The sequence below is a fragment of the Mesorhizobium sp. ESP6-5 genome, assembly GCF_020164695.1.
In the GTDB taxonomy this organism is placed as follows: Bacteria; Pseudomonadota; Alphaproteobacteria; order Rhizobiales; family Rhizobiaceae; genus Mesorhizobium; species Mesorhizobium australicum.
Genome location: NZ_JAIUGR010000016.1, coordinates 79,432 through 104,361, shown reverse-complemented (window position 1 = coordinate 104,361; position 24,930 = coordinate 79,432). Strand labels below are relative to the sequence as shown.

At 58.7% G+C, this 24,930-nt stretch carries 24 protein-coding genes and 1 tRNA gene; 18 read left to right on the top strand and 7 right to left on the bottom strand.

The window, feature by feature from the left end:
- Window positions 1-2,175: 2,175 nt before the first annotated feature.
- From LB524_RS24390 to LB524_RS24345, 10 genes are all read left to right on the top strand, one after another.
- Entirely contained in the window at window positions 2,176-3,411 is a 1,236-nt protein-coding gene (locus tag LB524_RS24390; RefSeq protein ID WP_318012237.1) for a tyrosine-type recombinase/integrase, read from the top strand.
- Window positions 3,412-3,696: 285 nt separating this feature from the next.
- Window positions 3,697-3,894, top strand: coding sequence for a helix-turn-helix transcriptional regulator (locus LB524_RS24385; RefSeq protein WP_224530839.1), 198 nt, complete (start codon window positions 3,697-3,699; stop codon window positions 3,892-3,894).
- 118 nt (window positions 3,895-4,012) lie between these two features.
- Window positions 4,013-4,411 carry a hypothetical protein gene (locus LB524_RS24380; protein ID WP_224530837.1) on the top strand — a complete coding sequence of 133 codons (399 nt, stop codon included), beginning with the start codon at window positions 4,013-4,015 and terminating at the stop codon, window positions 4,409-4,411.
- On the top strand, window positions 4,411-5,865 hold the full coding sequence (locus LB524_RS24375; protein WP_224530835.1) for a DUF3987 domain-containing protein: 1,455 nt from the start codon (window positions 4,411-4,413) through the stop codon (window positions 5,863-5,865). The genes LB524_RS24380 and LB524_RS24375 overlap by 1 nt, the downstream gene beginning before the upstream one ends.
- 418 nt (window positions 5,866-6,283) lie before the next feature.
- On the top strand, window positions 6,284-6,628 hold the full coding sequence (locus tag LB524_RS24370; RefSeq protein ID WP_224530834.1) for a hypothetical protein: 345 nt from the start codon (window positions 6,284-6,286) through the stop codon (window positions 6,626-6,628).
- Window positions 6,629-6,646: 18 nt separating this feature from the next.
- The gene (locus LB524_RS24365; protein WP_224530832.1) at window positions 6,647-7,411 is read left to right on the top strand and encodes a hypothetical protein; all 765 of its coding nucleotides are present in this window, start codon (window positions 6,647-6,649) and stop codon (window positions 7,409-7,411) included.
- Window positions 7,412-7,530: 119 nt separating this feature from the next.
- Entirely contained in the window at window positions 7,531-8,376 is an 846-nt protein-coding gene (locus LB524_RS24360) for a DUF6731 family protein (protein WP_224530829.1), read from the top strand.
- Window positions 8,369-8,872: a hypothetical protein gene (locus LB524_RS24355; protein WP_224530827.1), complete on the top strand. Its 504-nt coding sequence runs from the start codon at window positions 8,369-8,371 to the stop codon at window positions 8,870-8,872. The genes LB524_RS24360 and LB524_RS24355 overlap by 8 nt, the downstream gene beginning before the upstream one ends.
- Before the next feature lie 144 nt (window positions 8,873-9,016).
- Window positions 9,017-9,892 carry a hypothetical protein gene (locus tag LB524_RS24350; protein WP_224530825.1) on the top strand — a complete coding sequence of 292 codons (876 nt, stop codon included), beginning with the start codon at window positions 9,017-9,019 and terminating at the stop codon, window positions 9,890-9,892.
- Window positions 9,893-9,976: 84 nt separating this feature from the next.
- Entirely contained in the window at window positions 9,977-10,747 is a 771-nt protein-coding gene (locus LB524_RS24345; RefSeq protein ID WP_224530823.1) for a DUF3800 domain-containing protein, read from the top strand.
- Window positions 10,748-10,870: 123 nt separating this feature from the next.
- Here the strand turns inward: LB524_RS24345 and LB524_RS24340 are convergent.
- A tRNA-Ser gene (locus LB524_RS24340) sits at window positions 10,871-10,960 on the bottom strand.
- Window positions 10,961-11,223: 263 nt separating this feature from the next.
- Between LB524_RS24340 and LB524_RS24335 the strand changes: the two genes are divergently transcribed.
- From LB524_RS24335 to LB524_RS24305, 7 genes are all read left to right on the top strand, one after another.
- On the top strand, window positions 11,224-12,444 hold the full coding sequence (locus tag LB524_RS24335; RefSeq protein ID WP_224530821.1) for a septal ring lytic transglycosylase RlpA family protein: 1,221 nt from the start codon (window positions 11,224-11,226) through the stop codon (window positions 12,442-12,444).
- A 92-nt stretch (window positions 12,445-12,536) separates the two neighbouring features.
- Window positions 12,537-13,700, top strand: coding sequence for a D-alanyl-D-alanine carboxypeptidase family protein (locus LB524_RS24330; protein WP_015317899.1), 1,164 nt, complete (start codon window positions 12,537-12,539; stop codon window positions 13,698-13,700).
- Window positions 13,701-13,780: 80 nt separating this feature from the next.
- On the top strand, window positions 13,781-14,455 hold the full coding sequence (gene tmk, locus LB524_RS24325; RefSeq protein ID WP_140619634.1) for a dTMP kinase: 675 nt from the start codon (window positions 13,781-13,783) through the stop codon (window positions 14,453-14,455).
- Window positions 14,452-15,507 carry a DNA polymerase III subunit delta' gene (locus tag LB524_RS24320; RefSeq protein ID WP_140792876.1) on the top strand — a complete coding sequence of 352 codons (1,056 nt, stop codon included), beginning with the start codon at window positions 14,452-14,454 and terminating at the stop codon, window positions 15,505-15,507. The genes tmk and LB524_RS24320 overlap by 4 nt, the downstream gene beginning before the upstream one ends.
- A gap of 142 nt (window positions 15,508-15,649) precedes the next feature.
- Window positions 15,650-17,203, top strand: a complete 1,554-nt coding sequence (gene metG, locus LB524_RS24315; RefSeq protein ID WP_224530818.1) for a methionine--tRNA ligase — start codon at window positions 15,650-15,652, stop codon at window positions 17,201-17,203.
- Window positions 17,203-17,997 (top strand): TatD family hydrolase, encoded by a 795-nt coding sequence (locus tag LB524_RS24310; protein ID WP_224530815.1) that lies wholly within the window; start codon window positions 17,203-17,205, stop codon window positions 17,995-17,997. Before metG ends, LB524_RS24310 begins: the two co-directional genes overlap by 1 nt.
- Window positions 17,994-18,815 carry an MBL fold metallo-hydrolase gene (locus LB524_RS24305; protein WP_224530812.1) on the top strand — a complete coding sequence of 274 codons (822 nt, stop codon included), beginning with the start codon at window positions 17,994-17,996 and terminating at the stop codon, window positions 18,813-18,815. Before LB524_RS24310 ends, LB524_RS24305 begins: the two co-directional genes overlap by 4 nt.
- 217 nt (window positions 18,816-19,032) lie before the next feature.
- Here LB524_RS24305 and LB524_RS24300 read toward each other — a convergent pair whose 3' ends face one another.
- Together LB524_RS24300 and LB524_RS24295 are read right to left on the bottom strand one after the other, a co-directional pair.
- Window positions 19,033-19,584 (bottom strand): imm11 family protein, encoded by a 552-nt coding sequence (locus LB524_RS24300; RefSeq protein WP_224530806.1) that lies wholly within the window; start codon window positions 19,582-19,584, stop codon window positions 19,033-19,035.
- A gap of 618 nt (window positions 19,585-20,202) precedes the next feature.
- The gene (locus tag LB524_RS24295) at window positions 20,203-20,526 is read right to left on the bottom strand and encodes a hypothetical protein (RefSeq protein ID WP_140619624.1); all 324 of its coding nucleotides are present in this window, start codon (window positions 20,524-20,526) and stop codon (window positions 20,203-20,205) included.
- A gap of 297 nt (window positions 20,527-20,823) precedes the next feature.
- Here LB524_RS24295 and LB524_RS24290 point away from each other — a divergent pair, with 297 nt between their 5' ends.
- On the top strand, window positions 20,824-21,735 hold the full coding sequence (locus LB524_RS24290) for an agmatinase (RefSeq protein ID WP_224530805.1): 912 nt from the start codon (window positions 20,824-20,826) through the stop codon (window positions 21,733-21,735).
- Window positions 21,736-21,804: 69 nt separating this feature from the next.
- Here LB524_RS24290 and LB524_RS24285 read toward each other — a convergent pair whose 3' ends face one another.
- The 4 genes from LB524_RS24285 to LB524_RS24270 form a co-directional block, all read right to left on the bottom strand.
- Complete coding sequence (locus LB524_RS24285; protein ID WP_224530802.1) at window positions 21,805-22,689, bottom strand: aldose 1-epimerase family protein; 885 nt, start codon at window positions 22,687-22,689, stop codon at window positions 21,805-21,807.
- Window positions 22,690-22,887: 198 nt separating this feature from the next.
- Window positions 22,888-23,604, bottom strand: coding sequence for a Bax inhibitor-1/YccA family protein (locus LB524_RS24280; RefSeq protein WP_015317911.1), 717 nt, complete (start codon window positions 23,602-23,604; stop codon window positions 22,888-22,890).
- Between the two features lie 23 nt (window positions 23,605-23,627).
- The gene (locus tag LB524_RS24275) at window positions 23,628-24,401 is read right to left on the bottom strand and encodes an anti-sigma factor family protein (RefSeq protein ID WP_224530799.1); all 774 of its coding nucleotides are present in this window, start codon (window positions 24,399-24,401) and stop codon (window positions 23,628-23,630) included.
- The gene (locus tag LB524_RS24270; RefSeq protein WP_411909938.1) at window positions 24,398-24,928 is read right to left on the bottom strand and encodes a sigma-70 family RNA polymerase sigma factor; all 531 of its coding nucleotides are present in this window, start codon (window positions 24,926-24,928) and stop codon (window positions 24,398-24,400) included. Before LB524_RS24270 ends, LB524_RS24275 begins: the two co-directional genes overlap by 4 nt.
- Between the last annotated feature and the right edge of the window lie 2 nt (window positions 24,929-24,930).

Below are 24,930 nucleotides of genomic sequence, written 5' to 3'. Positions count from 1 at the left end.
CGCTGCCGATCTGTTGTTTTCGCAGCGTGGAGATGTCCCCTCAACTCCTGCCGAATGGCCCGCTGCGCTCCTCCCGGAGGCGGCGGGCTTTGCTTTGTTGGAACCCGAGCCCCCCGACTTTGTTTTGGTAGAGAACAGGAGGCGCATGTGGAGCCAAAGTCATCACGCGAACTGCCAGGTCCAGAACCCCGCAAGGACCGAGGAAGGGACACCCGAAAAGCGATTGCCAAAACACCTGACAAGGCCAATGATTGGGACCGTGATGCCGTGCATGGAGATGGCGACACGATCGACATTCAGCCTGAGCCGGGCGTGGAGTCGAAATAGCCGTCTACGGTTGGGTCGCCCCCGCAACCAACTTCGCCGCCCATCGTTGACCTATGCTGGTTGATCCCAGCACTCCAGAACTTGCCCGCCGGTTCCCACCTGGCGGGTCTTTTGCTGGTGGGTTGAAAAATATGTGCCGGTCATGAAGGCTCGGAACTGGTCCGCTTCCCTGTTATCGGTTCGCCCCTTTGAACTGCCTCCTGCCCCGGCCGAAGGCTTTTTTGCACCCGCGCAGCTGGGAGGTGCCGCCATTGGAACCAGCCGGGAAACAACGCGGTCGGCACGGCGATAGTCCAGAGGAAACAAGCGATTGCTAACGCATAGCAGTTGGCCGTGACATCATCACAATGACGGACGACTTACCCCGCCACATGTGAAAGCTTCACAGGGCGTATGAGGGGAATGGCCGGTGAAGGATCAAATTGTCGGATCACTTCGGTACCATCCGAAGCCTAAATGCATCGCGTGGCTTCCAGCGTCAGCAACGCTGGAAGCCGAGCGAACGGAGCGAGACGCCAAGACCGCTGGCCTCAGGCGACTGAGGGCTTACTCGGAATGGCTCGTTCGCGACGATCTAGCCTCGATGCGCGATCAGGTAGACTGCTCGGCTCTTCTGTAGAGTGTCAGCCGGCTGTGGCACGGCCCACGCCTTGCGAGAGGGAGCTAGAGCAGGACTCGCTGCTATAGCGCTTCCCATTGCGGTTTGCCGTTTGCGGGCTGCCAGGGCGCTGGCGATGTCATCGAAGGCGGCGCATTCCATGCTCAGAGCATAAATCGAAACGAATTCGCTATCAGTCTCCTGTTTGTCACGCTGAGCGGACTGGCTCCGCCCGGCGGGCTTTTTTGGCTCCTATGACGTCCTGCGGTTTTTTGAACCGGGAGCGCTAGGTGGAATGGTGCGGAACGGTGGATGTCGTTCGTTCTAGTTGCAACAACTGCAGTAACGGTTGATTCAACCATTGCTGGTATTTATTCCATCGTATGGTGGCGGCTCCGACAGTGCGGCGGGGGCTGGGTTGCCGGAGCCGCCTGCGCAGTCCGGTTGGGATTTGACCGCGCTGTCTCAGAATAGGACAGCGCGGTCAATGATTCGTTAATCGTGACAGTTTCGCCGGTCGGGCGTCAGCAGTAATCTGTAGCTTTCGACGATGGCAATGATCGCCTTGGACGCAATGGAACAATTCCGTGTGTCGGAGGCGGCCCGCCGGCTTGCGTTTCTCCAGTTTTTATTGCGCTCTCGCCTCAACCCTCTCAAGGCACTGAAGGGGAATATTAGGCCATGTCGCCTTGGCGCATTCCGATGGCGTAACGGCCACCACGGGCTCGCCTTGCACACTGGCCGCTTGGGTAGGCGTGGATGCAAGGAGGAATGTTTGCGTCAGGAGGGCTGACAAGGCTGCAACTTGAACAAGCACGGCGGCAAAGGCGATTTTCTTGAGCATGCCGAGAGAACGCGGTGGATAGCTACCGGTTCCCTGTGCCCACCATGCCCAAAATCATCGTGAATGGTAACTACGAGACGCTTTACGGCCCTTGCAGTCACCCCTTATCGGCTCTCAAATCGGCGGCCCCAGATGCCCGTGTCGAACTCGACCATGGCACCCGCGGATGATTGGTGAAGATGTTGCGGCACCACCGCAGCCAAGCGGGCTGGGGATAGCGGTGGGGTCCCTATCTGATTCATAGACGTTATGGCGGAGGGAGTGTCCGTCCGCCTAACTCCCGGTTCATTCCGGCTGCTTCCGAAAAGCTCAATTAACCCTGTCGCTTAGAACGGAAAAGCGTTCTGGACAATGCCGGAGCGTTCCGGCACATTCCGACTACGTTTTGTGGGTAGGAATGTGGATCATGCGGGCGATCAATAAGCTAACTGCGGTCACCGTCGCCAAGACATCGAAGCCAGGCCGGTACGGCGACGGCGGCGGGCTTTGGCTACAGGTTTCGCAGTTTGGCACAAAGGCGTGGATTTTCCGGTTCATGATGAGCGGCAAAGCGCGCGAAATGGGATTAGGGAGTATCGAAACCTTTTCGCTGAAAGAGGCGCGGGAACGGGCGCGGGAAGCTCGCCAACTTGTAGCGAGCGGGATTGATCCTATTCAAAAGCGTGTGAGCGAAAAGCTCGCCAGCGGTGCAGCTAGTGCAAAGCTCATTACGTTCTCGGAAGCGATTGGTCGGTACCTTAAAGCTCACGGGGCAGCTTGGCGAAATCTCAAACACGCCGATCAATGGAAAAACACGCTGGAAACTTACGCTGAGCCCACAATTGGAAAACTTGGCGTTGCCCAAATCGAAACGTCTCACATCATCAATATCCTAGAACCGATTTGGGCAACCAAGACGGAAACAGCAAGTCGTGTTCGTGGTCGAATTGAGGCTATCTTGGATTGGGCAACGGCTCGCGGTTTCAGGACCGGCGAAAACCCAGCGAGGTGGCGCGGACACCTTGATAAGCTGCTTCCGGCCCGAGGCAAGGTCACGAAGGTCCAGCACCACGTAGCGTTGCCGTATGGGGCGCTGCCGGCGTTCCTGGAGGGCGTGAGGGCAGCGGAGTTCATCTCTGCCCGCGCCCTTGAATTCACGATACTTACGGCTGCCAGGACTGGAGAGGCAATAGGGTCCAAGTGGTCCGAATTCGACCTTGCCCAAAAAATTTGGACGATCCCCGGCGAGCGTATGAAGTCCGGACGCGATCACCGCGTTCCTCTCTCGGATCGCGTGATTGAAATTCTCGACAAACTGCCGAGCGAAAGCGAGGAATATGTGTTTCCCGGAGCGAAGGAAGGAAGGCCTTTATCCAACATGGCAATGTTGGAGTTCCTTCGCGGCATTGACGATACCGCAGAGCTTACCGTTCACGGTTTCCGTTCGACATTCCGCGATTGGGCGGCGGAGCAAACGAATTTCCCCCGCGATATTGCCGAGGCGGCCCTCGCGCATGTTATCGCCGATAAAACCGAAGCCGCATACCGTCGCGGTGACGCATTGGAAAAGCGCCGCCGACTGATGACCGCGTGGGCAAGATACTGTTCGGAAAAGCCGCGCGATGGAAAGGTGATTGCAATTGGCGAGGCCATCAATGCCTAGTCAGGAGAAATTCGAATTTATTTACGGTCCGCCGAGGGATCAGAGAACCGATAACGAGAAAACGGCCGATAAAGTTTTGACATATATGAGACGAAATCCGGAAATTTCGCGCAGAAAGGCTATTTTACAAGTTACCGGAGGCAATACCAGTAAATTAACAACTATCTATCGCCTGATTAGACGAAATAACTCTATTAGAAAATGACACACCTTATTGTGTCGCGGCGGCTTTTGCTTTCCAAGAGGTTCCGACGGGCTTTGACCGGAACCGAGAAAGGAAACGCAATGCACAAATTCATGCGCCGCCCACAGGTGGAGGCCGCTACCGGACTGCCTACTTCCACGCTCTACGAACTGATCGGCAAAGGCCAGTTTCCGCGCCCGATCAAGCTGACCCCTCGCATCGTCGGCTGGATCGAAACGGATGTGATGGATTGGCAGAGGCAGCGCCTTGCCGCCAACGGTCGCCTGGTTACTGGGTAGAGCCCAAAAACGAAAGCCGGCCTCTCAACAGACCGGCTTCCTCATGCGGGCACTAACTAAGATAGGAAGATGTTCCCTATCGCCCGCGAAATCAATGCATATTCAGAGATCGCGTGCGATGTCCTATCAGCTATTTCCGACCGCACCGCAAAGCGGAACAGCCATCCTTTATTCACCAGCAAGCGGATACATTTCTGCCCACAACGCCGATATCGCGTACTTCAGCAAACCCGGTCGTAAAAGCCGCACGCTCGCAATTCGCAGATGCGACCAAAGTGAATTTCGAGTTGCCGGCGAACCAATCGACGCGCCAGCCGGATGGGCGCTCATCGTACGGCTTTCCTCGAACACGCACATCGTGATTTTTCTCTATCGAGGCGAAAACTTCTTTGCGCTGGAAAGGGGATATGCCGGCGTCTTGAGTGACGCTGACATTGCCGCGATAGCGATTGAGTGCTTTCGCCGCAGTGGAGTTGACGGCGAGGAGCTAGCTAAGTTTCTGGCCGGATCGCGGTAATGAGCGTAGCGCACATATCTTTGAACTTTCATCGCCATCGACCGCCCGGCCTAATTGGCGAAATCTACGATTTCATTCTGTCGCAGGCGCCGCACCCAATCCATGAAGTTGCGCTCGCCGGAGCCATTGCTCTGTTCGCCGGGATTGTAGGAAGGCAATTCAATTTCTCAGATGATGGACTAAACCAATACATCTTGCTGGTGGCTGATACCGGCATGGGCAAGGACGCGGCTAAAGCCGGCATGTCCAAAATTCTTGGCAAGCTCGCGAAGAAGCGTCCCGCTGCCACTAACATTATGGGACCGGCGGATTTCGCCAGCGGCCCCGCCCTGGTGAAATCGATCGCGCGGCGTTCCTATCCTTGCTTCGTATGCGTTGCCGGCGAAGTCGGCATTAAGCTTCAACAGATGGCAAATCCGCGATCTTCCGAGCACTCCCAAACCCTAAAACGAGAGTTGCTGAAGCTGTTCACGCTTTCCGGCGCGGGGCGCATCCTTGAGCCGTATGAGTATTCGGACAGGAAGGAAACGACGTCCGCGATAATGTCGCCCGCGTTTACACTGCTCGGGGAGGGCACAGGTGCAACGGTATACGAGGCGCTTGACGATACCCAGGTTACAAACGGGTTGATTTCGCGCTTCACGATTATCGAATATGCCGGCCTCTGTCCGGAGTACAACAAAGGCCACCAATTTGCGCTGGTCAGCGAGCCGCTAGTTGCGAAGCTTGATGAGCTCTATCACCACGTTTCCGACCTAGCGCAAAATGAACAGGTAACGGTCGTTGGCATAAATCCCGATGCCGAAGGCAGTTTGAACGCAATTCGCGAACATGCTCGCGCCGTGATCAATTCCAAGTCCGGGGAAGTTGTGAACAACATCTGGACGCGAGTTGCACAAAAGGCCGGACGATTGGCTGCGCTTTTAGCCGTTGCCCACAATTGGCAGGCTCCCGTGATTACTGGCGAAATGATCGAATGGGCCGCGTCTCTCGTACTCACCGACACGCAGCGGCTCTCAGCGAAATTCGAAGCCGGTGAAATGGGCACTGTTGATATTACAGACAACGAAAAGCAAATTGACGAGATTAAGAAGGTGATCAGAAAATATCTCTCAAGAGAGGCCGACCAGATAAGTGACCTGAAACTAAGGATAATGGTCGAAAAAAAGGTTATTCAGTACAGCTATATTCATCGCTCTGTCGCCAAGTTGAAGCCATTCGCAACTGACAAGCGAAAGGCTACGGCCGCAATCAAGTCAACATTGATATCGCTTTGCGAAATGGGAAGATTACGCGAAATAAGAGCGATATTCGATAAAGGCGAGAAGTTCGAACATACAACCAATTCAGGAAAGACGTACGAGATATTGAATCTGAAATGGGTTCTCGGATTGGAGGACGGAAACGTTGATGAAGCCGTCGCGCGAAAAAGCCCGCAGTTCTGGAACAGTTGATGTGCTTCTATCGGGTGAGCAGTAGGAACGACGATAGGTTATCTAATTCCTTGATTTCAAACGAAATAGGAAAAATAGGACTATAAGAGGCTGTGAGGGGGCAAGGGTAGAGAAAAGGGGGAGAGAGTGGGCTAATTTCTTCCTATTTTTCCTATTTGTATATATTTCAATAACTTAACCTTCCTATTGGCATTCCTGTCTATCTCCTATCGATTCCTAAAGTAGATGCGGCAAAGCCCGAGCGGTGCGATCTACCTTTACATCTCTCAGGTCTCTCCGAGGCGAAATTCAGCCCCTTCACGATTTTGTGGGCAAGGCGGAGCATATCTCCGCACAACCCCCTTATTCTAGTTGACTTTTTTGATGCTTCTGATCTTCTACCCACAAATCTACCCATGGCTAAGCTGACAAATTGCACATGAAAAGACCCGCCGTCGCCTATGCAAAGCCGACCGCCAGCACCCGCATAGGCAACGGCTCCGCTTTGCTTGACGGCATCGACGGTCGCACTGCCGGTGCGCGGCGCTATCGCGAAATCCTGTTCCGACTTAACGGCGAGTTGAAATTGGAACTCTCTCGGGTCGGTAGGCGAATGACGACGCAGCAGGAGTTGTTGCTCCGCCGAGCGGCTTTCCTAGCGATGTGGTGCGAGAACATCGAAGCGAAATTGGTCAACGGTGAAGATATCGACATCGATGCGTTCAACGTGGCGACGAACACATTGCGCCGAATTCTCACCGATACCGGCCTGCCACTCAACTGACACACGAAAGGAACCTCCATGGCTCTCCCCCAAAGCGGGCGCTCGCCGTATCTCACTCCTGAACACCGCGAACCGCTTATCGACTTCCAGGCCGTTGAACAGGCCGGCGGCGACTACCTGCTAGGCGAGCGATTTCTAGAGCCAGATTTGGCGGAAGCCGCGAAGACTGATGCCGTTGTGAGTCAGATGAGAGCGGCGCACGACAGTTACCGAAACGGGTTCAAGGCTTTGAAAGAGGCGTTGCGATCCCAAGACCCTGCGATGACGCCAGAAGCCAATTTGATGGACATGAAAAAGCGCTCCGATAGCTGGCTTGAAGACATCACGAAGCGCGCTACGGAAGCCACCGCCAACGCGAACCGAACGATCGACGCTATCGACAACGATATCCGCACAAAGCTCGAAATTGAGGACGGCCCGCGTTCGCATGAGATTCGTCGTCATCTTCTCGGCCTGAAAGAGAATGACCGTCTCACGGTCGCGCTGAAGGCGATTGATGCCGGCGACAAGGAAACTATGGCCGCTGTCCTGATCGGGCCGGCATTTCTAACGGGGTTTACGGACGAGCAGCGCGCGATGCTCCGCAGTCGACAAGCCGAGAAGATGGCCGGCGACCTGATCGCCCGCAAAAGGATCATTGAAAAAGCCAAGGCAACCAATATGCGGACGCTTGACGAATTGCTGCCGGCTCTCGACGCGATCTTTCCACGTCACATTGTTGAAGAGATCACGAAACGGATGCAGGCGACGACAAAGATCAAGGACGATTTTCGCAAATTATAACCGCTTTTCGGCAATTTTAATTGCGCCGCGAACAAAAAAATCCGGGTGTAAGTCATCACGGGAAATTGACGCCCCAGACTTTCCAGAGCTAGCTTTCGTCTTTCATTGGGGACGGGACGATGGTTAGCAGGATTAGCGGCAGGTTTTATACAGTCGAAAAACTCCAGCCGAATGGGCCATCGCTGAAGCAAGCACTTGATCAATTATCCGAGAAGGACCGTGCCGCACGTCAGGTGCAACTGTCTAGCGGGCTTGTGGTCAGATTAGAACGTTACGCCGATGATGCAGGCGAACTTGCAGGCGAATTCATACGAGTAAGGGACACCGATTTTCCATTTGAGGTAACCCCTACCGGGGTGTCGGGGTTACAGACAGACGGATTCATTGGTCAAGGAATCGCTTTCAGATTTCGGCCGGCCGATCACACACTAGCCATGCAATTTGATACACGCGTAGTTTCCCCCGGGCGAGCGATGGAGTATTTGATGCAATCGGACGCGCGCTTTGCCTATTCCATCAAACCGAAACTCGATATCCAGAATTGGCAGAAGTTTAATGCAAGCCCGGTGCGGAAGCTCCGAATCGGGATAGCAAGCCCTCAAAACCTAGGCGATATCGAAAACGCAGGCGCAACGGTCAAGCATTCCCTACAACAACTAGGAGAAGCCTACAGCGCGCCGGTCATCACAATCGAGATCGGCATGGGTAACCGGAAAGGCTCTCTCGGAGAGATCGCGAAAAGCGCGGCGAGCGCATTCGCTAAACTGTGGGAAGATGGGGGCGCTGACCTTAGGAGTCTGCGAGGTTGGGTTAAAGAGGGCAAAGATATTCCGTCTGAGGAACTCGACCTGATTGACGAGGTTCTTTCCGAGAAATTGGAATTCCCAAGCCCCAAAAATGATCCGGAAAAGAATTACGAATTGCGTCGAGACATAGTCAAAAACGCGTTGCAGGCCCATGGCTGATACTGGTGAAGGCAAAAGTTTTGGATTGCTTTTTGAGGCATGGGCACCCGCCGTTTTTGGCGTTCTGTCACTCATCGCTCTCCTTTATTTCGGCAAGCCGATAGCGGACAAGTTTGCAACGCATCAATGGACGAGTACCGGGCTGTATTCCGCCATTTTTGGATGGGCGGCCATCCAAACCGGATTTGCTTTCGGCGTCTACGGCTTTGTGATCGGCAAGAGTGGCGGATTTATCGGAGCGCTAAGAGGTACCCGGACGATGGAGCGGTTCGAGCGCTATATCGGACGCGCTAATTGGACAGGCTTTATTCTAACGTTTTTTACTATCCCGCTCATCATCGTAGAGCCAAATCTGTGCGACGCACGTAGCGTCTCATACGTGAGTGTGGCTATCTGGTTCTCTTTCTTCGTATGGGCCTTCCTCGCGTTTTTGAGACTAGCGTACAACTTCGGCGCCCTCTCCAGTGTGAAAGACAAGGAATTTCACGGTGCATAGGCCAGCCCAATTTGCGGCGATATTCTCGCGATTGAGCCTTAGCGGCGACGTATAATGCGATGGCGCGTGGTATCAACGCGCTATTGATTTTTTGGGCTGAGTCGATGTCAACGCTCATCCTGTCATCCTTATCCGGTGAACGTCTTGGCGCTCCGTGCTGGCATAGATGCAGGTCGTTCCGGTTCTGGCGTTTACGCTGTGGCCGCCGTCGCCTTCGGCTATGGCCGGGCCAAAAAGGCAAACAAACAATGGCAACGTCTGCTCGACGGGCGCACGTTCCATATGACTCACCTTAACGCCAGGAAGGGCGATTTCGAAGGCATAGACGACCGTAGCAAAAATCGAATAATGCACGGCATAGTGGAAATAATAAGAACGAACGCATCCTACATAACTTGCGCATCCTATGATGATGGTACGCTTTCCGAGAAATTTCCAAAGCTTTCTAATAAAGATAAAGTCGTTGACGAGTTTCTATATAAAGCATTTAGAACAAAATATGGCCCTATGATTCATATGTGCATGTGGGCACTTGGCGATTTTGCTAACAACGGCGATAGGAAGACAAGGCAAATTTCGTATATGTTGGAAACTGGAGACGACGGCCAAGGAGGATTTATAGATTATATTCAATTTTTAGTTGCTAGAATGGAATCTCATCAGGTATATAAGCACGTATTGGAACAGTATTCCCTCTCTAGGCTTGTCGCGACACCAAAGGAGGAGATGGAGGGCGTCTTCCATGCGGCTGATTTTGTGGCCTGGGAGTGGGCGCGTCATGTCGAGCGCCAGCGACAAGATTTGCCTATGAGAAAGTCGCTTCAGACCCTAACAAACAATATCCCAGTTTCAGCAGATTATTACGGCCTGACTCTCGGTGACAAAAATAGGATTTTCTTCCGACACTACGCCGAAAAACACGCTAACCGACTTGTTAAGTTTCTCCGAGAGACAGCTGAGGCTCAATCAGAAGAGGACATCAAAGTTGCGAATACCCATTGGGCCGAGACTCGCTTTTGAAGCATGTCAACGATATTATGTGAGATTGCCGGTGAGTTCCTTGGATTAATCAGCAAGGGAATAATTTCGGACTGGCAACGATCAATGCTCCAGGCCTACGTTGACGAAAGCGTCTCGACCAATCCTGCTATCTACGTGATGGCCGGCTTAATTGCGCCGCTCGAAAGCTGGGCGAAGTTTTCGGCGGATTGGGCCGATATTCTTTCTATGAAGCCTCGCATTGGCCGGTTCAAAATGAGCGAGGCGATGAATTACGGCGGCGAGTTCGCCTCCTGGTCCCAGGATCGGCGTGACGAGCGAATCTTATTGCTGCAAAACGTGATTTCCGACCACGTCAAAGCCGGTGTTGTCGCTGCGGTAATGGTCGATGATTTCAACAGGATTATCAAAGGAAGCCAGCTTCCGAAGCAATTCCACAGCCCATACTATTTCCTTCTTTATCAGATGATTTTGAAGCTCGCCGAGGGGCAGGAGGGGCTTGGGCTACAAGGTCCGGTAAATTTCATTTTTGACGACCAGATGATGGAAAAGAAGAAAATCCGCAGGGATTGGGATCGCTACAAGTCCCTTTTGCAGGCCCAGAAAAAGCCAGTTGGCAATATGCCTGTTTTCGAGGATGAGGAGCGCGTTTTGCCACTCCAAGCCGCTGATATGATGGCGTGGATTATCCGCGCTCATGCCGAGGACCAATTCCAGGGAAAGGAGCGCAGACCGATTCTCGCTGGCAAGAAATCGCGCTTAAACATTCCGGTGATTACGTCGATGTGGCAGGCTCGGGAGTTGGAGAATTTGCTATTCGATATGCTCATCGCGGCAGGCGTAATACGCGGCACGGTCAAGCTGACGTTAAGTTAAGGGCGTATCTTTCCTTACCGTACCCGAACGCACCCATTGCAGCACACCGTGCGCACTATTTGTGGGTAGGTTCGATGGTCGCTACGACAAAAAAAGAAACAAGCCATATTTTTCAACGTTATTTGGCGGAGGGAGTGGGATTCGAACCCACGGTGAACTTGCGCCCACGCCGGTTTTCAAGACCGGTGCCTTAAACCGCTCGGCCATCCCTCCAGCGACTGCCGGCCACTGCTCTAGTGTGCCCGGCAAAGGCCTGTCAACCGGCTTGCATGAGCAGGTCGCTCCCTGAGCCTAGGACAGGACAGGCGGCGTCACAATCTTGCCCGGTTCCGGCCACAATCGGTTAATACCGTGATAAACAATTCCTGCGCACAAAGGATCGGGGTTCGAGGCGTCGTTGGCATTGTCGAGTGAGTGCTTTGGCTCCTCTGATGGTCGGATGCGACGTCTTCATGAGATTTAGGGGGCAATCAAGAATGCAGGCTGTGACGCACCCGCGTCTTCGTCGCGTTGCCACGGTTGCGTTGCTTGCAGCGTCGGCTGCATTGCTCGCCGCTTGCGCGTCGCAGCCCGAGCCGAAAGGGATGGTCTACAAGAAGACCCGCTCCAAGGAATATTTCGCCGAGACCGAATATGGGGTGAAGGCCAGTCCGCGCGCTGCCTTCATGCGGCGCGGCGGCGGTCGCGACCAGCTTGGCAAGCCCTATCAGGTGCGCGGCAAGTGGTATTATCCCAAGGAAGACAAGAAGTACGCCAAGGTGGGTCTGGCATCATGGTATGGCGACGCCTTCCATGGCCGGCTGACCGCCAATGGCGAAGTCTACGACATGGCGCATCTGACGGCGGCGCATCCGACCATGCCGCTGCCCAGCTATGCCCGCGTCACCAACCTCGAAACCGGCAGTTCGGTCATCGTGCGCGTCAATGACCGCGGCCCCTACCATGAGGGCCGCATCATCGACGTCTCGGAGCGAGCCGCGCAGATGCTGGACTACGACAAGGTCGGTACCGCGAAGGTGAAGGTCGAATATGTCGGCCGCGCGCCGCTCGACGGCAATGACGACCAGTACCTGATGGCCTCTTACCATCCAGGCAACCGCATACCGGACCCATCGGACGGCCTGCCGACCGGCGTCATGGTGGCCATGAACGGGCCTTCGCCGAGCCTTCCGGTCGGCGCGGCCGCCGTGCCGTTTCCAGGTCAGCTGACCGATGCCGCGGCACCGATGCAGGGACGGATGGCCGCGCAACCGACCTTCGGCGATCCGGCGCTGCCCGATTTTGGACCGATCGTGCCGGAACGGCCGCAGATCAGCCTGCCGCCGCAATCGCCGTTCGCCATGGCGTCGCTGTCCTATGCGGATGAACGCGTCCATCGCGCGGATGTCTTTGCCGCTCTGGACGACAGCGGCATGTCGCCCGCAGACATCCTGCGGTCGTGGAAAAACACCGGCCGCCAAGCGGCGCCATCCAGTGCCGACTATGTCGCCGCCGGCACGTTCGACGACGCCACCGAAGCCACACGTGTGGCCTCGGCACTAAAGCCCTTCGGCAGAATAGAAATCCAGCGCTCCGATCTCGACGGCAATGACTGGTATGCGGTCAACCTCTATCCGGACGGCCATGGCGGTCTGGACGAGTTGCTGAAGGCGGCGTGGTCTCATGGCGCGCCCGACGCGCTGGTCGTGCGCGACTGATCCAGCGCCGGTTGCGCCCGGCAGTTGATCCCTCACCGAAAAAGCCCGATAGTTTCGGGACGCCGGAGGGGCCGGCCAACGGGTCGATTTTCATGCAGTTTCGCTTGCTACAGCCTTTCGCCGTTTTTTTTCTCCTCAGCCTCCTGCTTACGCTTTCGCCGGCCCAAGCGCAGCTTTTCGAGACCAAGGCCGCGCAAGCCTTCATGATCGATGCCGATACCGGCACGGTGCTGTTTTCGAAAGATGCCGATAAACCCATTCCGCCGGCTTCGATGGCCAAGCTGATGACGATGGAAGTGGTTTTCAACGCCCTCAAATCCGGGCGCCTCAAACTCGACGATACGTTCGTGGTCAGCGAAAACGCCTGGCGCAAAGGTGGCGCGCCGTCGGGAACCTCGACGATGTTCGCCAAGCTCAAATCGGCGATCCGGCTCGAGGACCTGATCCAGGGGGTGACCGTGCAGGCCGCCAATGACGGCTGTATCGTCATCGCCGAAGGCATGGCCGGATCCGAGGACAATTTTGCCGGAGAGATGACCGAACGTGCGCGCCAGATCGGCCTCAAGACGTCGACTTTCGTGAACTCCACTGGCCTGCCGGCCGACGGCCAGCAGACAAACGTGCGCGAATTGGCGCAGCTCGCCCTGCATCTATGGCGCGAATACCCCGATTTCTACCGGTATTACGGGTTGAAGGATTTCACCTGGAACAAGATCTCGCAGAGGAACCGCAACCCGTTGCTGGCGATGGACATCGGCGCCGACGGCCTGGCTGTCGGCGCAAGCGAGACATCCGGTTTTGGCATCGTGGCTTCGGCCAGCCACAACGGCACGCGGGTGATCGCGGCGATGAGCGGGCTGGCAAATGACAAGGAGCGCGCAGAAGAGGCACGCAAACTGCTCGATTGGGGCGTTCGCTCGTTCGAAAAGACCGAAATCTTCGCCAAGGACGAGGTGGTCGGAGAGGCCCAGGTTTTTGGCGGCATGAAATCCGGCGTGACGCTCAAGGCAAAAGGTCCGATCGACATCTTCCTGCCGATCACCAACCGCGACAAGCTGACGGCCAGGATCATCTACACCGGCCCGGTCGCGGCACCGGTGGAGGAGGGGCAGCCGGTGGGCGCACTGCGCGTCTGGATCGGCGACACGCTGAGCCAGGAGACACCGTTGTTCGCCGCCGAGTCGATCAGCGTCGGCACGTTGCCGCAACGCGCTCTCGATGCCGTCAAGGAACTAGCGATCGGCTGGCTTCGATAGCGCCGACGGCATGGACGTTTTCCCGAACGCGGACTATCTACAGCCCAACAATCCACTCGAACACGAACAAAGGCCCTCGGTTGGCGCGCGGTTTTTTCATCACCTTCGAAGGCGGCGAAGGCGCAGGCAAGTCGACACAGATCGAGCGGCTGGCCACCAAGATGCGCGCCAAGAAGTATGATGTCGTACGGACACGCGAGCCGGGCGGCTCGCCGGGCGCCGAAGCGGTCAGGCATGTGCTGCTTTCGGGTGCCGCCGAACCGTTCGGGCCCAAGATGGAAGCGCTGCTCTTCGCAGCCGCGCGTTCCGACCACGTCGAGCAGGTCATCCGTCCGGCGGTCGAACGCGGCTCCATCGTGCTTTGTGACCGCTTCCTGGATTCCTCGCGTGTCTATCAAGGCGTTACGGGTGGGATCGATCCGGCATTCATGGCCATGCTGGAACAGGTCGCCGTCAACGGCATGATGCCCGACATGACGCTGATCTTCGATATCGACCCGGCCGAGGGTTTGAAGCGCGCGACATTGCGGCGTGGCAGCGATGCCACAGCTGACCGCTTCGAAAAAGAGACGCTGGCCATCCACCAGGCCCGCCGCGAAGCGTTCCTGGCGATCGCCGCGGCAGAGCCGGAACGCTGCATCGTCGTCGATGCGTCCGCCGATCCGGACACGGTGGAGGATGTCGTCACGGCGACCGTGTTCGCGGCACTGGAGGCAAGGGCGTCCGAGCGCAACAGGCAGGTCGCACCCGTATGATCTTCGAACGCATCGCGCCGGAACAGCATGATACGCTGGACGGTGTGCCGGAACCCTCCGAAACACCGCGTCTGGTCGGACACGGGCAGGCCGTCACCATGCTTGCCGCCGCCTATCGTGCGGGAAAGCTGCCTCATGCGCTTATCTTCGCCGGTCCGGTCGGGATCGGCAAGGCGACGCTCGCCTTCCATCTCGCCCACCACCTTTTGAAGCATCCGGCCTTCGACCAGGCGCCTGGCAACCTAGCAGTTCCCGATCCGGCCTCGCCGCTGTTTCGCCAGATCGCAACCGGCGCGCATCCCGGCGTACTGCATCTGACCCGCCCGTTGAACGACAAGACCAAGAGTTTCAAGACCGTCGTCACCGTCGACGAAATCCGCAAGGTCAGCCGCTTTCTGTCGCTGACTTCGCATGACGGCAGCTACCGGGTGGTGATCGTCGATCCGGCCGACGACATGAATGCCAATGCGGCCAATGCCTTGCTGAAGAATCTCGAGGAACCACCGGCACGGACCCTGTTCATTCTCATCGTCCATGCACCCGGCAGTCTGCTGCCGACGATCCGCTCGCGCTGCCAGGTGGTGCGGCTGACACCGCTCGACGCCAACGAACTGATGGCGGTGCTGGAGACAGCGGAGCCGCCGCCGCCGGACGATCCGGCCGCGAGGGCTGCATTGGTCGAGCGGGCAGGGGGCAGCGCCCGCAACGCGATCCTGTTGACGCAGTATGGCGGCCTGGAGATCGCGCGGACGCTGGATGGACTGGTGGCGACGGGAAAGAGCGATATTGGCGGCGCCTATCGCTTGGCCGAGGCGGTCGCGGGCAAGGACCAGGCGATACAGTTCGACATCTTCAATCGCCGGGCGCTGGACCTTCTGTCGGATGCGGCAAGCCAGGCGGCGCGGGCTGGCGATCTCAAGCGGGCCAAAACGCTGTCGGACAGTTGGCATGAGGCGCTGGACGCTATATCTGAGACGGACACCTACAATCTCGACAAAAAGCAGCACGCCCTGACCATGATCGACCGCCTGAATTCTGCAATGCGAATGTGACGGGCCTTTTTTGGTGCATGCCGTTGCCCCTTAAACCGGGGCCACTTTTGGGCGGCATGCACTGGTCTCGGGATGGCAATCGCCATTCCGATGCGATATCCACCGCCACGGCCTCCATTCAGACATTCATGACGGTTCATTCATGTCACGCGACACATTCTACATCACGACCGCGATTTCCTATCCGAACGGCAAGCCGCATATCGGCCATGCCTACGAGCTGATCGCCACCGACGCGCTTGCCCGCTTCCAGCGGCTCGACGGCAAGCAGGTCTTCTTCCTTACCGGCACCGACGAGCACGGCATCAAGATGCTGCAGACAGCCAAGCGCGAAGGCATTTCGGCGCGCGAACTGGCCGACCGCAATTCAGCCGAGTTCAAGCGCATGGCGACCGCGCTCAACGCCTCCAACGACGATTTCATCCGCACCACGGAGGAGCGCCATTACGCTGCTTCCCAGGCGATCTGGAAGGCGATGGCCGCCAATGGCGACGTCTATAAGGGCGGCTATGCCGGCTGGTACTCGGTGCGCGACGAAGCCTATTACGGCGAGGAGGAGACCGAGGTCCGTCCCGACAATGTCCGCTACGGGCCGCAGGGAACGCCGGTCGAATGGGTCGAGGAAGAGAGCTACTTCTTCCGCCTGTCGGCCTATCAGGACAAGCTCGTCGCGCTTTATGAAGGTCAGCCCGACTTCATAGGTCCGGCCGAGCGCCGCAACGAGGTGATGAGCTTCGTCAAGTCGGGACTGAAGGACCTGTCGATCTCGCGCACCACATTTGACTGGGGCGTGCCGGTACCCGGCGACGAAAAGCATGTCATGTATGTGTGGGTCGACGCGCTGACCAACTACATCACCGGCGTCGGCTATCCCGATGAAAAAGATGAGAAATGGAAGTTCTGGCCAGCCGATGCGCACATCATCGGCAAGGACATCGTGCGCTTCCACGCGGTTTATTGGCCGGCCTTCCTGATGTCGGCCGGCATCCCGCTGCCGAAGCGCGTCTTCGGCCACGGCTTTCTGTTCAACCGCGGCGAGAAGATGTCGAAATCGGTCGGCAACGTCATCGACCCGTTCACCATGATCGAGCATTATGGCCTCGACCAGGTACGCTACTTCTTCCTGCGCGAAGTGCCGTTCGGCCAGGACGGCAGCTACAGCCATGAAGCGATCGTCAACCGCACCAACGCCGATCTGGCCAACGGTCTCGGCAATCTGGCGCAGCGCTCGCTGTCGATGATCGCCAAGAATTGCGGCGGCGTGGTACCGAAGCGCGGCGACCTGGCGGAAGCCGACAAGGTGATCCTGGATCAAGCGATCGACGCTCTCGCCACCGCGCGCAAGGCAATGGCCGAACAGGGCATCCATCTGGCACTGGCGGCGATCTTCGGCGTGGTTGCGGAAGCCGACCGGTATTTCGCCGGACAGGAACCCTGGGCGCTCAAGAAAACCAATCCCGAGCGCATGGAAACGGTGCTGTGGACTACGGCCGAAGTGGTCCGGCGCGTGGCGGTTCTATGCCAGCCCTTCATTCCGGGCTCGGCCGGCAAGCTGCTCGACCTGCTGGCGGTGCCGGCGGACAATCGCAATTTCGTGCATGTCCACGCCGATCACGCGCTTGTTTCCGGGACGGCGCTGCCTGCGCCGGAGGGCGTGTTTCCGCGCTATGTCGAACAGACGGACGCGAACGCCTGATGCTCGTCGACAGCCATTGTCATCTGGACTTTCCGGACTTCGCCGAGGAGCGGGCGGCCATTGTCGCCCGCGCCAAGGCGGCCGGAATCGGCCGCATGGTGACGATCTCCACGCGCGTGAAGCGGTTTCAGCAAGTTCTTGAGATCGCGGAGACTTTCGACGAAGTCTATTGCTCGGTCGGCACCCACCCGCACAATGCCGCCGAGGAGCTCGACGTCACCACCGCCGACCTTGTGCGCCTGTCCACTCACCCAAAGGTGGTGGCGATCGGTGAAGCAGGTCTCGATTATTTCTACGACAAGGCACCGCGCGATGCGCAGGCGCAGGGTTTTCGCGCTCATATCGCCGCCGCTCGCGAGACCGGGCTGCCTCTCGTCATCCATTCACGCGATGCCGACGACGACATGGCCGCCATTCTCGAGGATGAGACAGGGAAGGGCAGCTTCCCGTTCATCCTGCATTGCTTTTCGTCGGGACGGCGGCTCGCCGAGGTCGGCGTGTCGTTTGGCGGCTATGTGTCGTTCTCGGGCATCCTGACCTTCAAGAACTCGATCGAATTGCGTGCCATCGCCGCCGATTTGCCGCGTGACCGGCTGCTGGTCGAGACCGACGCGCCATATCTGGCGCCGGTGCCGTTCCGCGGCAAGCGCAACGAGCCGGCTTACGTCGCGCAAACCGCCAAGGTGCTGGCCGAGACAATCGGCGTCAGCGAGGCTGAGATCGCGGCGGTGACGACCGATAATTTCTTTCGGCTGTTTGGAAAAATGCCTCGCCAGCAGGCGCTCGAGACATGAGCGACCGGCTGCGCCTGACAATTCTCGGCTGCGGGTCGTCGCCAGGCACGCCGCGCATTACCGGCGACTGGGGCAATTGCGATCCCGCCAATCCCAGGAACCGGCGCATGCGCACGGCGGCACTTGTCGAGCGCATTGCCGTCAATGGCGGCCGCACCACGGTCGTCATCGACACCGGCCCCGATTTCCGCGAGCAGATGCTGATGGCTTCAGTCAGGCGCATCGACGGGGTGATCTACACCCATCCGCATGCCGACCACATCCACGGCATCGATGACCTGCGCGGCTATGTGCTGGAACAACGGCACCGCATCGGCATCCATGCCGACGAGCCGACCATGCTGCGGCTGCGCGAGGCGTTCGGCTATTGCTTCCAGACGCCGGCAGGCAGTTCCTATCCGCCGATCGTCGACGCCCACATCATCGATCATACCAGGCCGGTCGTGATCGAAGGAGAGGGGGGTGCCCTCACCTTCGAGCCGCTGCCCCAGATCCATGGCGACATCATTTCGCTGGGTTTCCGCATCGGTGGGCTCGCCTACTGTCCCGATGTCAGCGACTTTCCCAAGACCACCGCAGAACGGCTGCGAGGTCTCGACACGCTGGTCATCGACGCTTTGCAGTACAACACGCATCCAAGCCATCTTTCGCTTGGCCAGGCGCTCGACTGGATCAAGGCGCTTTCGCCTGGGAGCGCCGTGCTGACGCACATGCACGGGCCGCTCGATTACATCGCCGTGATGGCTGAGACGCCCGACAATGTCGAACCAGCCTATGATGGCATGGTGATCGAAATCCCATACGAGTCAAACCGGTAGAGGCTGCTGCTCAGTTGGCGTTTCAAGTCGTCGTTTGAACGTTCGACCATGGTTCGAGGTCGTGAAGTGCCGGTGGCGTCCATTCACGATGTTTGCCGGCAACGCGCAAAACAGCAGCAACTTCCCGGCCGGGCTATATGCATAAGTTCCATAATCTATCTTATGCGACTTTTATCACGGCGTTAAAAGCATCTCGAATTCATCTCACAGCCCTGCTTCACAGCCCGGGCTTCCGAAGCAGACCGGACCAAAAGCGTCTCAAACTCGCGAATGAAACTGGCGCACGCCGCTCCATGCCGCGGTATTCGATCCTGTCGCGACCGACCGCTTCGTCATTCCAGACCAATTCAAAGGCGATGCCTTTGAATCCGAGCTCGCCGATCTGACGCACGATGGTCTCTTGCAGATAGATATCGGATAGTCGCACGCCATCGGGCCGCTCCGGCAACTTGAATATCTCGGCCCCGCCGATGGCCTCCGGCCGAAGGACGAGATTTTCGATCGTCATGATACCGCCATCGTCAAACCGGACGGTTCTTGAACGTTCTTCGTCCATCGCATCGACCACATTGGTGACGTTGAACAGCGATATGGGTTCGTCAGCACGAAGCGGCAGGAAGTCACCATACGGTTCTAGAATCGGCCGTAGCACTTCAACGCCGTGCTCCTCAGAATGAGCACGTGCTCGCCGAGCCAAGGAAAATCCGAATATAGCCGGGGTGTTCCGTCTTCTTGCTCGCGCAGGAATTTCATCCGCGGCGGACGCCATCGCTTCTGGCCTGGGTCGCCGAGGCTCGCGAATAGCTGGTAGTCCTCGGCTTGTTGGGGAAGAACCCATTCCTGTCCCTCCACTACACGCGGACTATAGATTTTCACCCGACCTCCTGACCCGGCGCCGCCGACACCGGCACGTCGCTCGAGACATCGCGTCCGGTTTGGCGGACGCCCGTACCGAGCATATCATGCCAGATGACGCGGCGGCGGCGCGCGACGCTTTCCATCTGTTCCTACATCGCGACCGGTCGCATCAGGGCAGCCTCCGCCGGTCGAGCAGGATGCGGTGGATCTGGATTCGCTCCGGCAATTCGATCAGGAACTCCGGGTCGCGGTCGAGATGGTGGACCCTGGCATTGGCCTTCCAATGCCTCTCCTCGTTTACGATGCTCGCGCTGGAAGGTTCCGGGACAAATAACGTCAAGAGACATCGGAGGATCAACCGGTGCGGGACGGCCGGGACCTGACCATTTTGGCAATGGAATCCTGCCGACGAAGCTGGCGATGTCGCGTCTCCAGGTCACTTTGACGTTAGCATATAGCTGCCAGCGCAGCGGTACCTGCAGACTGATTCCGTTGCGCGTAGCGGCAGCGAGGCGCGTCGTAGGCGTTCCTAAAAATTGTCGAGCACCCCGCTGAAAGCAGTTGCTATTGCAATGACGTGGACGAGGCCAAGCGCCAACCAACCGGCGCGGCCGGCTTGAGCAACAAATGCCCCATAGGCAGGAAACTGTGCCACAGCCAACCCTAGGGAAAGGCTGGTAATCGTGTTGTCGGTCAAAAGAGTTGCCAACATGGGGATTGGATAGAGAATGCGGGCTAGCACATAGTCGCCATGCCCAGCTCCGGCCGAAAAGAGTGCCAGCAGGAAGGCAACGGGAGTAGCGCATAGGCCGAAAAGGAGACCTGCCTGCCATGAGAACTTTGGCAATGTCATTCCCTTCCCCATCAACCACATCTATGCGGATGCGTTCAGCCATAAGAACCGCGGCACTCGACAACAAAGATAGATCATGCGGATTTTCCTCGGTCGGTCCATTCGCTTTATCGCAGTTCCAGTAATCTGCAACGTTTACCCACTTTAGCAAGCTCAATGTCCCCGTCTCAGGGCCGCCTCCAGCTTGGAACCGACGGAACTTCTGGACGGCGATTGCGGCAATGGAATTCGACCATCCCAGCAACTACGCTAGCTTCAATCCATCACGCCTCGGCTGGACTCAAAGGCTTATCAAGAATGACCACACGATCTTCCTTTCTCGGCTTGCCCGATCGCCTCGCCGATGGCACGGCGCCCCGCGCGGTGATCTTCGGCGCCGGCCACGGCAGCACCTATCCCGGCAAGGACAGCAGCGGTCATGCCTTGGCCGCCGATGCCATCCGCGTTGCGAGCCAGGGTGATGCCGCGCTCGTCGAGCATTGGGATTTCGATCTCGGCGGCCCGCTGTTCGACGGCAAGCCGGTCTGCTGCGTCGACGCCGGCGACATCCTGACCATCATGCATGACAATGCCGGCAACCGCGCCCGGATCGAGGCGAAGACGCGCGAGGTCCTGTCCTTGCCGGCCGTGCCCATCCTGCTCGGCGGCGACGATTCCGTGGTCAGTCCCTTCCTCGCCGGCTTCGCGGATCACGGGCCTGTCTGGATCCTGCAGATCGACGCCCATATCGACTGGCGAGACGAGGTGCATGGCGAACGCCACGGCTACTCCAGCCCGATGCGCCGCGCGAGCGAGATGGCGCATGTCGCCGGCATGGTGCAGGTCGGACTGCGCAGCGTCGGCAGCGCACGCCTCACGGAAATCGAAGCGGCGCGGCGCTATGGCAGCCGTTTCGTCACCGCCCGCGAGGTCCACGCCCTGGGTGTCGAAGCGGCGCTCACCCATATTCCGGAAGGCGCGCGCGTCGTCGTTACCCTCGACTGCGACAGTCTCGACCCCGGCATCATGCCGGGCGTGGCCGCGCGTACGCCCGGCGGCCTCACCTATACGCAGGTCATCGATCTCATCGCGGGCCTGGGCAAGCGAGCGAGGATCGCCGGATTCGATCTTGTGGAGCTCTATCCGCAAGCCGATATCGACGGCCTGTCGGCGCTCACCGCCGCGCGACTTCTTGTCAATGTTATCGGCGCCCTGGTCAGGCAGGTTTGAGACCCGAGCTGAGGTCGAATACGGCCCCGGTCCGCCTTTGCGCCCGCTTCATGGCTTGCAGGAAAACTTTTACCGAGGCCCCCGCTCCAGGCTGATCCGGTAACTCAGCGAACGCCTCGCGCCCGGCGCGATCAGCATCAGGCCGGGCTTGTCGGTGAACTCGCCATCGAAATCCAACGGACTGGCAATGCCGTGCCAGGGCTCGATGCACAGGAACGGCGCGCCGCCGGGTTTGGACCAGATGCCCACTTCCTGAAATCCCTGCCATGAGACCTCGATCGCCGGACCGTCATCGGCGCCGTAGCGAACGCTGTTGCTGGCCGGCCGGTCCAGGATCACGGCGTCGTCGTCAAACAACCGTTCGGACAGCTCGAGCACAGTGCCTTTGACCGGCGTTGGCTGCGGCGTTGCGATGAGCAGGCCATCCTTCAGCCGGCGGATCGGCGCTGGCTCTGCTTGGGCAAACGTCAGGCAATAGGCGTCCTTGGCCATATCGGGCAGAAGCGGCCAGTTGAACGCCGGATGCGCCCCGATCGACGCCGGCATCGGTTCGTCGCCCGGGTTGGTAATCTCGAATTCTATGTCGAGTTGCCCCTCGCCCAGCGCATAGGTCACGGCCAGTCGAAATGCGAACGGGTAGTGCGCTCGGGTTTCCGCGTCGTCGGTGAGCACCAGCGTGCAGGATCGAGGCCCCCTCTCCGCCCACATAAAAGGCTTGTCGCGGGCGAAGCCGTGCTGCGTCATCGGATAGGTCTGGCCGCGATGGTGCAGGTGATCGCCCTTCAGCCGGCCGACGATCGGAAACAGCACCGGCGAATGGCGCCGCCAGGCCGGTCCAGCCTGCCACAGGAACTCAAATCCTCGTGCATCCCGCAGGGAAACCAACTCTGCGCCGTGGGCGATGATGGTTGCCGATATGCCCTCGCCATGAAGCGTCAGCCTGTCCTGTTCCATATGTCCTCGCGGTTCGTCCGGCGTGGCCGGCAGGCTAGCAAATGGCCGGGCGTGAACTCAAGGTGGCGGACGGCATTTGCATTTCACGCGATCGCGATGAACCTTGATGGTGGGCCAGGCGCCCCTTTCGAAAGAAGATGGCCGGAGGTTTCCCTCCGGCCAGCCAAGACTCAAAGCTGTTGCCTGCTACGGTCCGGACTATTCCCGCTCGCCGGTAAAATTCAGCAGCAGCTGGAAGATGTTGATGAAATTCAGGTAGAGCGAGAAGGCACCGAAGACGGCGAGCTTCTGGCGCGACTCCGCATCGAAATTCTCGGCGTATTGCTCCTTGATCGTCTGCGTGTCCCAGGCCGTCAGGCCGATGAACACGGCGATGCCGATCACCGAGATAGCGAACTGCAGCGCGGTCGAGCCGAGGAAGATGTTGACGATGCTGGCGATCACCACGCCGATCAGGCCCATGATCAGGAAGGACGAGAACTGCGTCAGGTCGCGCCTTGTCGTGTAGCCATAGAGACTGGTGGCGCCGAACATGGTGGCGGCGATGAAGAAGGTGCGGGCGATGCTGGTTCCGGTGAAGACCAGGAACACCGAAGCCAGCGACAGGCCCATGACGGCACAGAAGGCCCAAAACATCGCCTGCGCGCTTGCCGCCGACATGGTCTGCATCTTGAACGAAAACAGGAGCACGAAGGCGAGCGGCGCCAGCATCACCACCCATTTCAGCGGGCTGGAAAAGATCGGCACATAAAGCGCCGGCGTCGACGACACCAGGAAGGCGACAAGGCCGGTAACCACCAGGCCAAGGCCCATATAATTGTAGACGCGCAGCATGTGTTGGCGCAGGCCCTCGTCATAGACGGCTCCAGTCCGGGCGCCTGTGCCCACGCGGTATCCAAGATTGGGCGTATTCATTCGAGGTCTCCTTTGTGGATTGGTCAGTAAAGCGTTCTGGCGAGCGTTTCGGCGGCGCGGTCGAGATCATGAACCTCGCTCTTGGCGACGACAGCGTAGGCGACATCGCCGATCTGGAAATAGGCCGAGGAGATGTCGCCCGAGGGCGCCACGGTCGGCTTGACCACATCGAAAGTGCCCGGCCGGATCGCGAACAGCGAAACCAGGCCCATCTCCTTGGTGTCGACCGCAATCTCGACACTCGGGCCGAAGCGCGACGGATAGATCTGCACGTCGCGGACCTTCCAGTCCTTCGGCAGCGCCGGCATGACGATGGCGGTGGCGGCGCGGATCTCGCCCGCATTGTAATTAGGCGCCTCGGTCTGCGAGGCCATGTTTTCGCGCAGCAGCGTCGTCCTGTGTGCCTGTACCGCCTCGTCGACATAGGCGGGCGGCTGAGGCGACGCGACGACCTTGGTCACCGACACCGGCCCGACAATGCCGTTGGCCAGCCAGCCGGCGGCGACGAAAGCGGCGACCGCTGCCGCGCGTTGCAGCACACCGAAGATGCGGCCCCGGCCAAGCCCCCTCTCCAGCCGCCGCGCCGCATCGGCCGTCGCCGGCCGCGCCATGCCTTCGGAGCCGGCCAGCGCCATGCGCAGTTCGTCGCGGGTGCGCAGATCCGACATCACACGCGCGGCCGTGTCCGGACGCGCCGACAGGAAGGCTTCGACCGCGATGCGGCGGCTGACGTCGAGCTGGTCGTCGATATAGGCGTCGAGATCGGCGTCCGTAACCGGGTCGACAAGAGCGGTCATGAGTCACCTCCCACGATCCTGAGATGATTTTTGCCCCGGGCGGGCGCCTCTTCCATCTGCCGCAAGGCTGTGCGCGCCCTGCCAATACGCGACATCAGCGTGCCCAGCGGCACGCCGCTGGCGTTGGCGGCCTGCTGGTAGGAGAGCCCTTCGATGGCGACCAGATGCAGCGCCGAGCGCTGCTCTTCCGGCAGGCTGAAAAAGGCTTCGCGAACCTGCGCCAGGCGCACGGAATGGTCCTGCGGCGCCGGGGTGCTGCCGTCGGCCAGATATCGGGCCTGTTCGAGGCGTGCCGCTTCCGAGCGGCGCGAGCGCACGCGGTCGATGAAGGTGTTGTGGACGATCGACAGCAGCCAGGCGCGCAGGTTTCCGCCCGAGCGGAACGTGCCGCGCCGCTCATAGGCGCGCACCAGCGCGTCGTGGACGAGATCCTCGGCCTCGACGCCGTCGCGCGTCAGCGAACGGGCGTAGCGCCGCAGCGACCCGAGTTGTCCGATGATGTCAAAGCGTGGCATCGACCGTTTCATGC

Coding starts and splice junctions, on each gene's coding strand:
- LB524_RS24335 (WP_224530821.1), top strand. CDS start 11,224: ATGCAGGCTGTGACGCACCCGCGTCTTCGTCGCGTTGCCACGGTTGCG.
- LB524_RS24385 (WP_224530839.1), top strand. CDS start 3,697: ATGCACAAATTCATGCGCCGCCCACAGGTGGAGGCCGCTACCGGACTG.
- LB524_RS24295 (WP_140619624.1), bottom strand. CDS start 20,526: ATGACATTGCCAAAGTTCTCATGGCAGGCAGGTCTCCTTTTCGGCCTA.
- LB524_RS24285 (WP_224530802.1), bottom strand. CDS start 22,689: ATGGAACAGGACAGGCTGACGCTTCATGGCGAGGGCATATCGGCAACC.
- LB524_RS24390 (WP_318012237.1), top strand. CDS start 2,176: ATGCGGGCGATCAATAAGCTAACTGCGGTCACCGTCGCCAAGACATCG.
- LB524_RS24290 (WP_224530805.1), top strand. CDS start 20,824: ATGACCACACGATCTTCCTTTCTCGGCTTGCCCGATCGCCTCGCCGAT.
- LB524_RS24360 (WP_224530829.1), top strand. CDS start 7,531: ATGGTTAGCAGGATTAGCGGCAGGTTTTATACAGTCGAAAAACTCCAG.
- LB524_RS24365 (WP_224530832.1), top strand. CDS start 6,647: ATGGCTCTCCCCCAAAGCGGGCGCTCGCCGTATCTCACTCCTGAACAC.
- LB524_RS24380 (WP_224530837.1), top strand. CDS start 4,013: ATGTCCTATCAGCTATTTCCGACCGCACCGCAAAGCGGAACAGCCATC.
- LB524_RS24270 (WP_411909938.1), bottom strand. CDS start 24,928: ATGAAACGGTCGATGCCACGCTTTGACATCATCGGACAACTCGGGTCG.
- LB524_RS24300 (WP_224530806.1), bottom strand. CDS start 19,584: ATGGCGTCCGCCGCGGATGAAATTCCTGCGCGAGCAAGAAGACGGAAC.
- LB524_RS24280 (WP_015317911.1), bottom strand. CDS start 23,604: ATGAATACGCCCAATCTTGGATACCGCGTGGGCACAGGCGCCCGGACT.
- LB524_RS24305 (WP_224530812.1), top strand. CDS start 17,994: ATGAGCGACCGGCTGCGCCTGACAATTCTCGGCTGCGGGTCGTCGCCA.
- LB524_RS24345 (WP_224530823.1), top strand. CDS start 9,977: ATGCTCCAGGCCTACGTTGACGAAAGCGTCTCGACCAATCCTGCTATC.
- LB524_RS24310 (WP_224530815.1), top strand. CDS start 17,203: ATGCTCGTCGACAGCCATTGTCATCTGGACTTTCCGGACTTCGCCGAG.
- LB524_RS24375 (WP_224530835.1), top strand. CDS start 4,411: ATGAGCGTAGCGCACATATCTTTGAACTTTCATCGCCATCGACCGCCC.
- LB524_RS24355 (WP_224530827.1), top strand. CDS start 8,369: ATGGCTGATACTGGTGAAGGCAAAAGTTTTGGATTGCTTTTTGAGGCA.
- metG (WP_224530818.1), top strand. CDS start 15,650: ATGTCACGCGACACATTCTACATCACGACCGCGATTTCCTATCCGAAC.
- LB524_RS24330 (WP_015317899.1), top strand. CDS start 12,537: ATGCAGTTTCGCTTGCTACAGCCTTTCGCCGTTTTTTTTCTCCTCAGC.
- LB524_RS24275 (WP_224530799.1), bottom strand. CDS start 24,401: ATGACCGCTCTTGTCGACCCGGTTACGGACGCCGATCTCGACGCCTAT.
- LB524_RS24320 (WP_140792876.1), top strand. CDS start 14,452: ATGATCTTCGAACGCATCGCGCCGGAACAGCATGATACGCTGGACGGT.
- LB524_RS24370 (WP_224530834.1), top strand. CDS start 6,284: ATGAAAAGACCCGCCGTCGCCTATGCAAAGCCGACCGCCAGCACCCGC.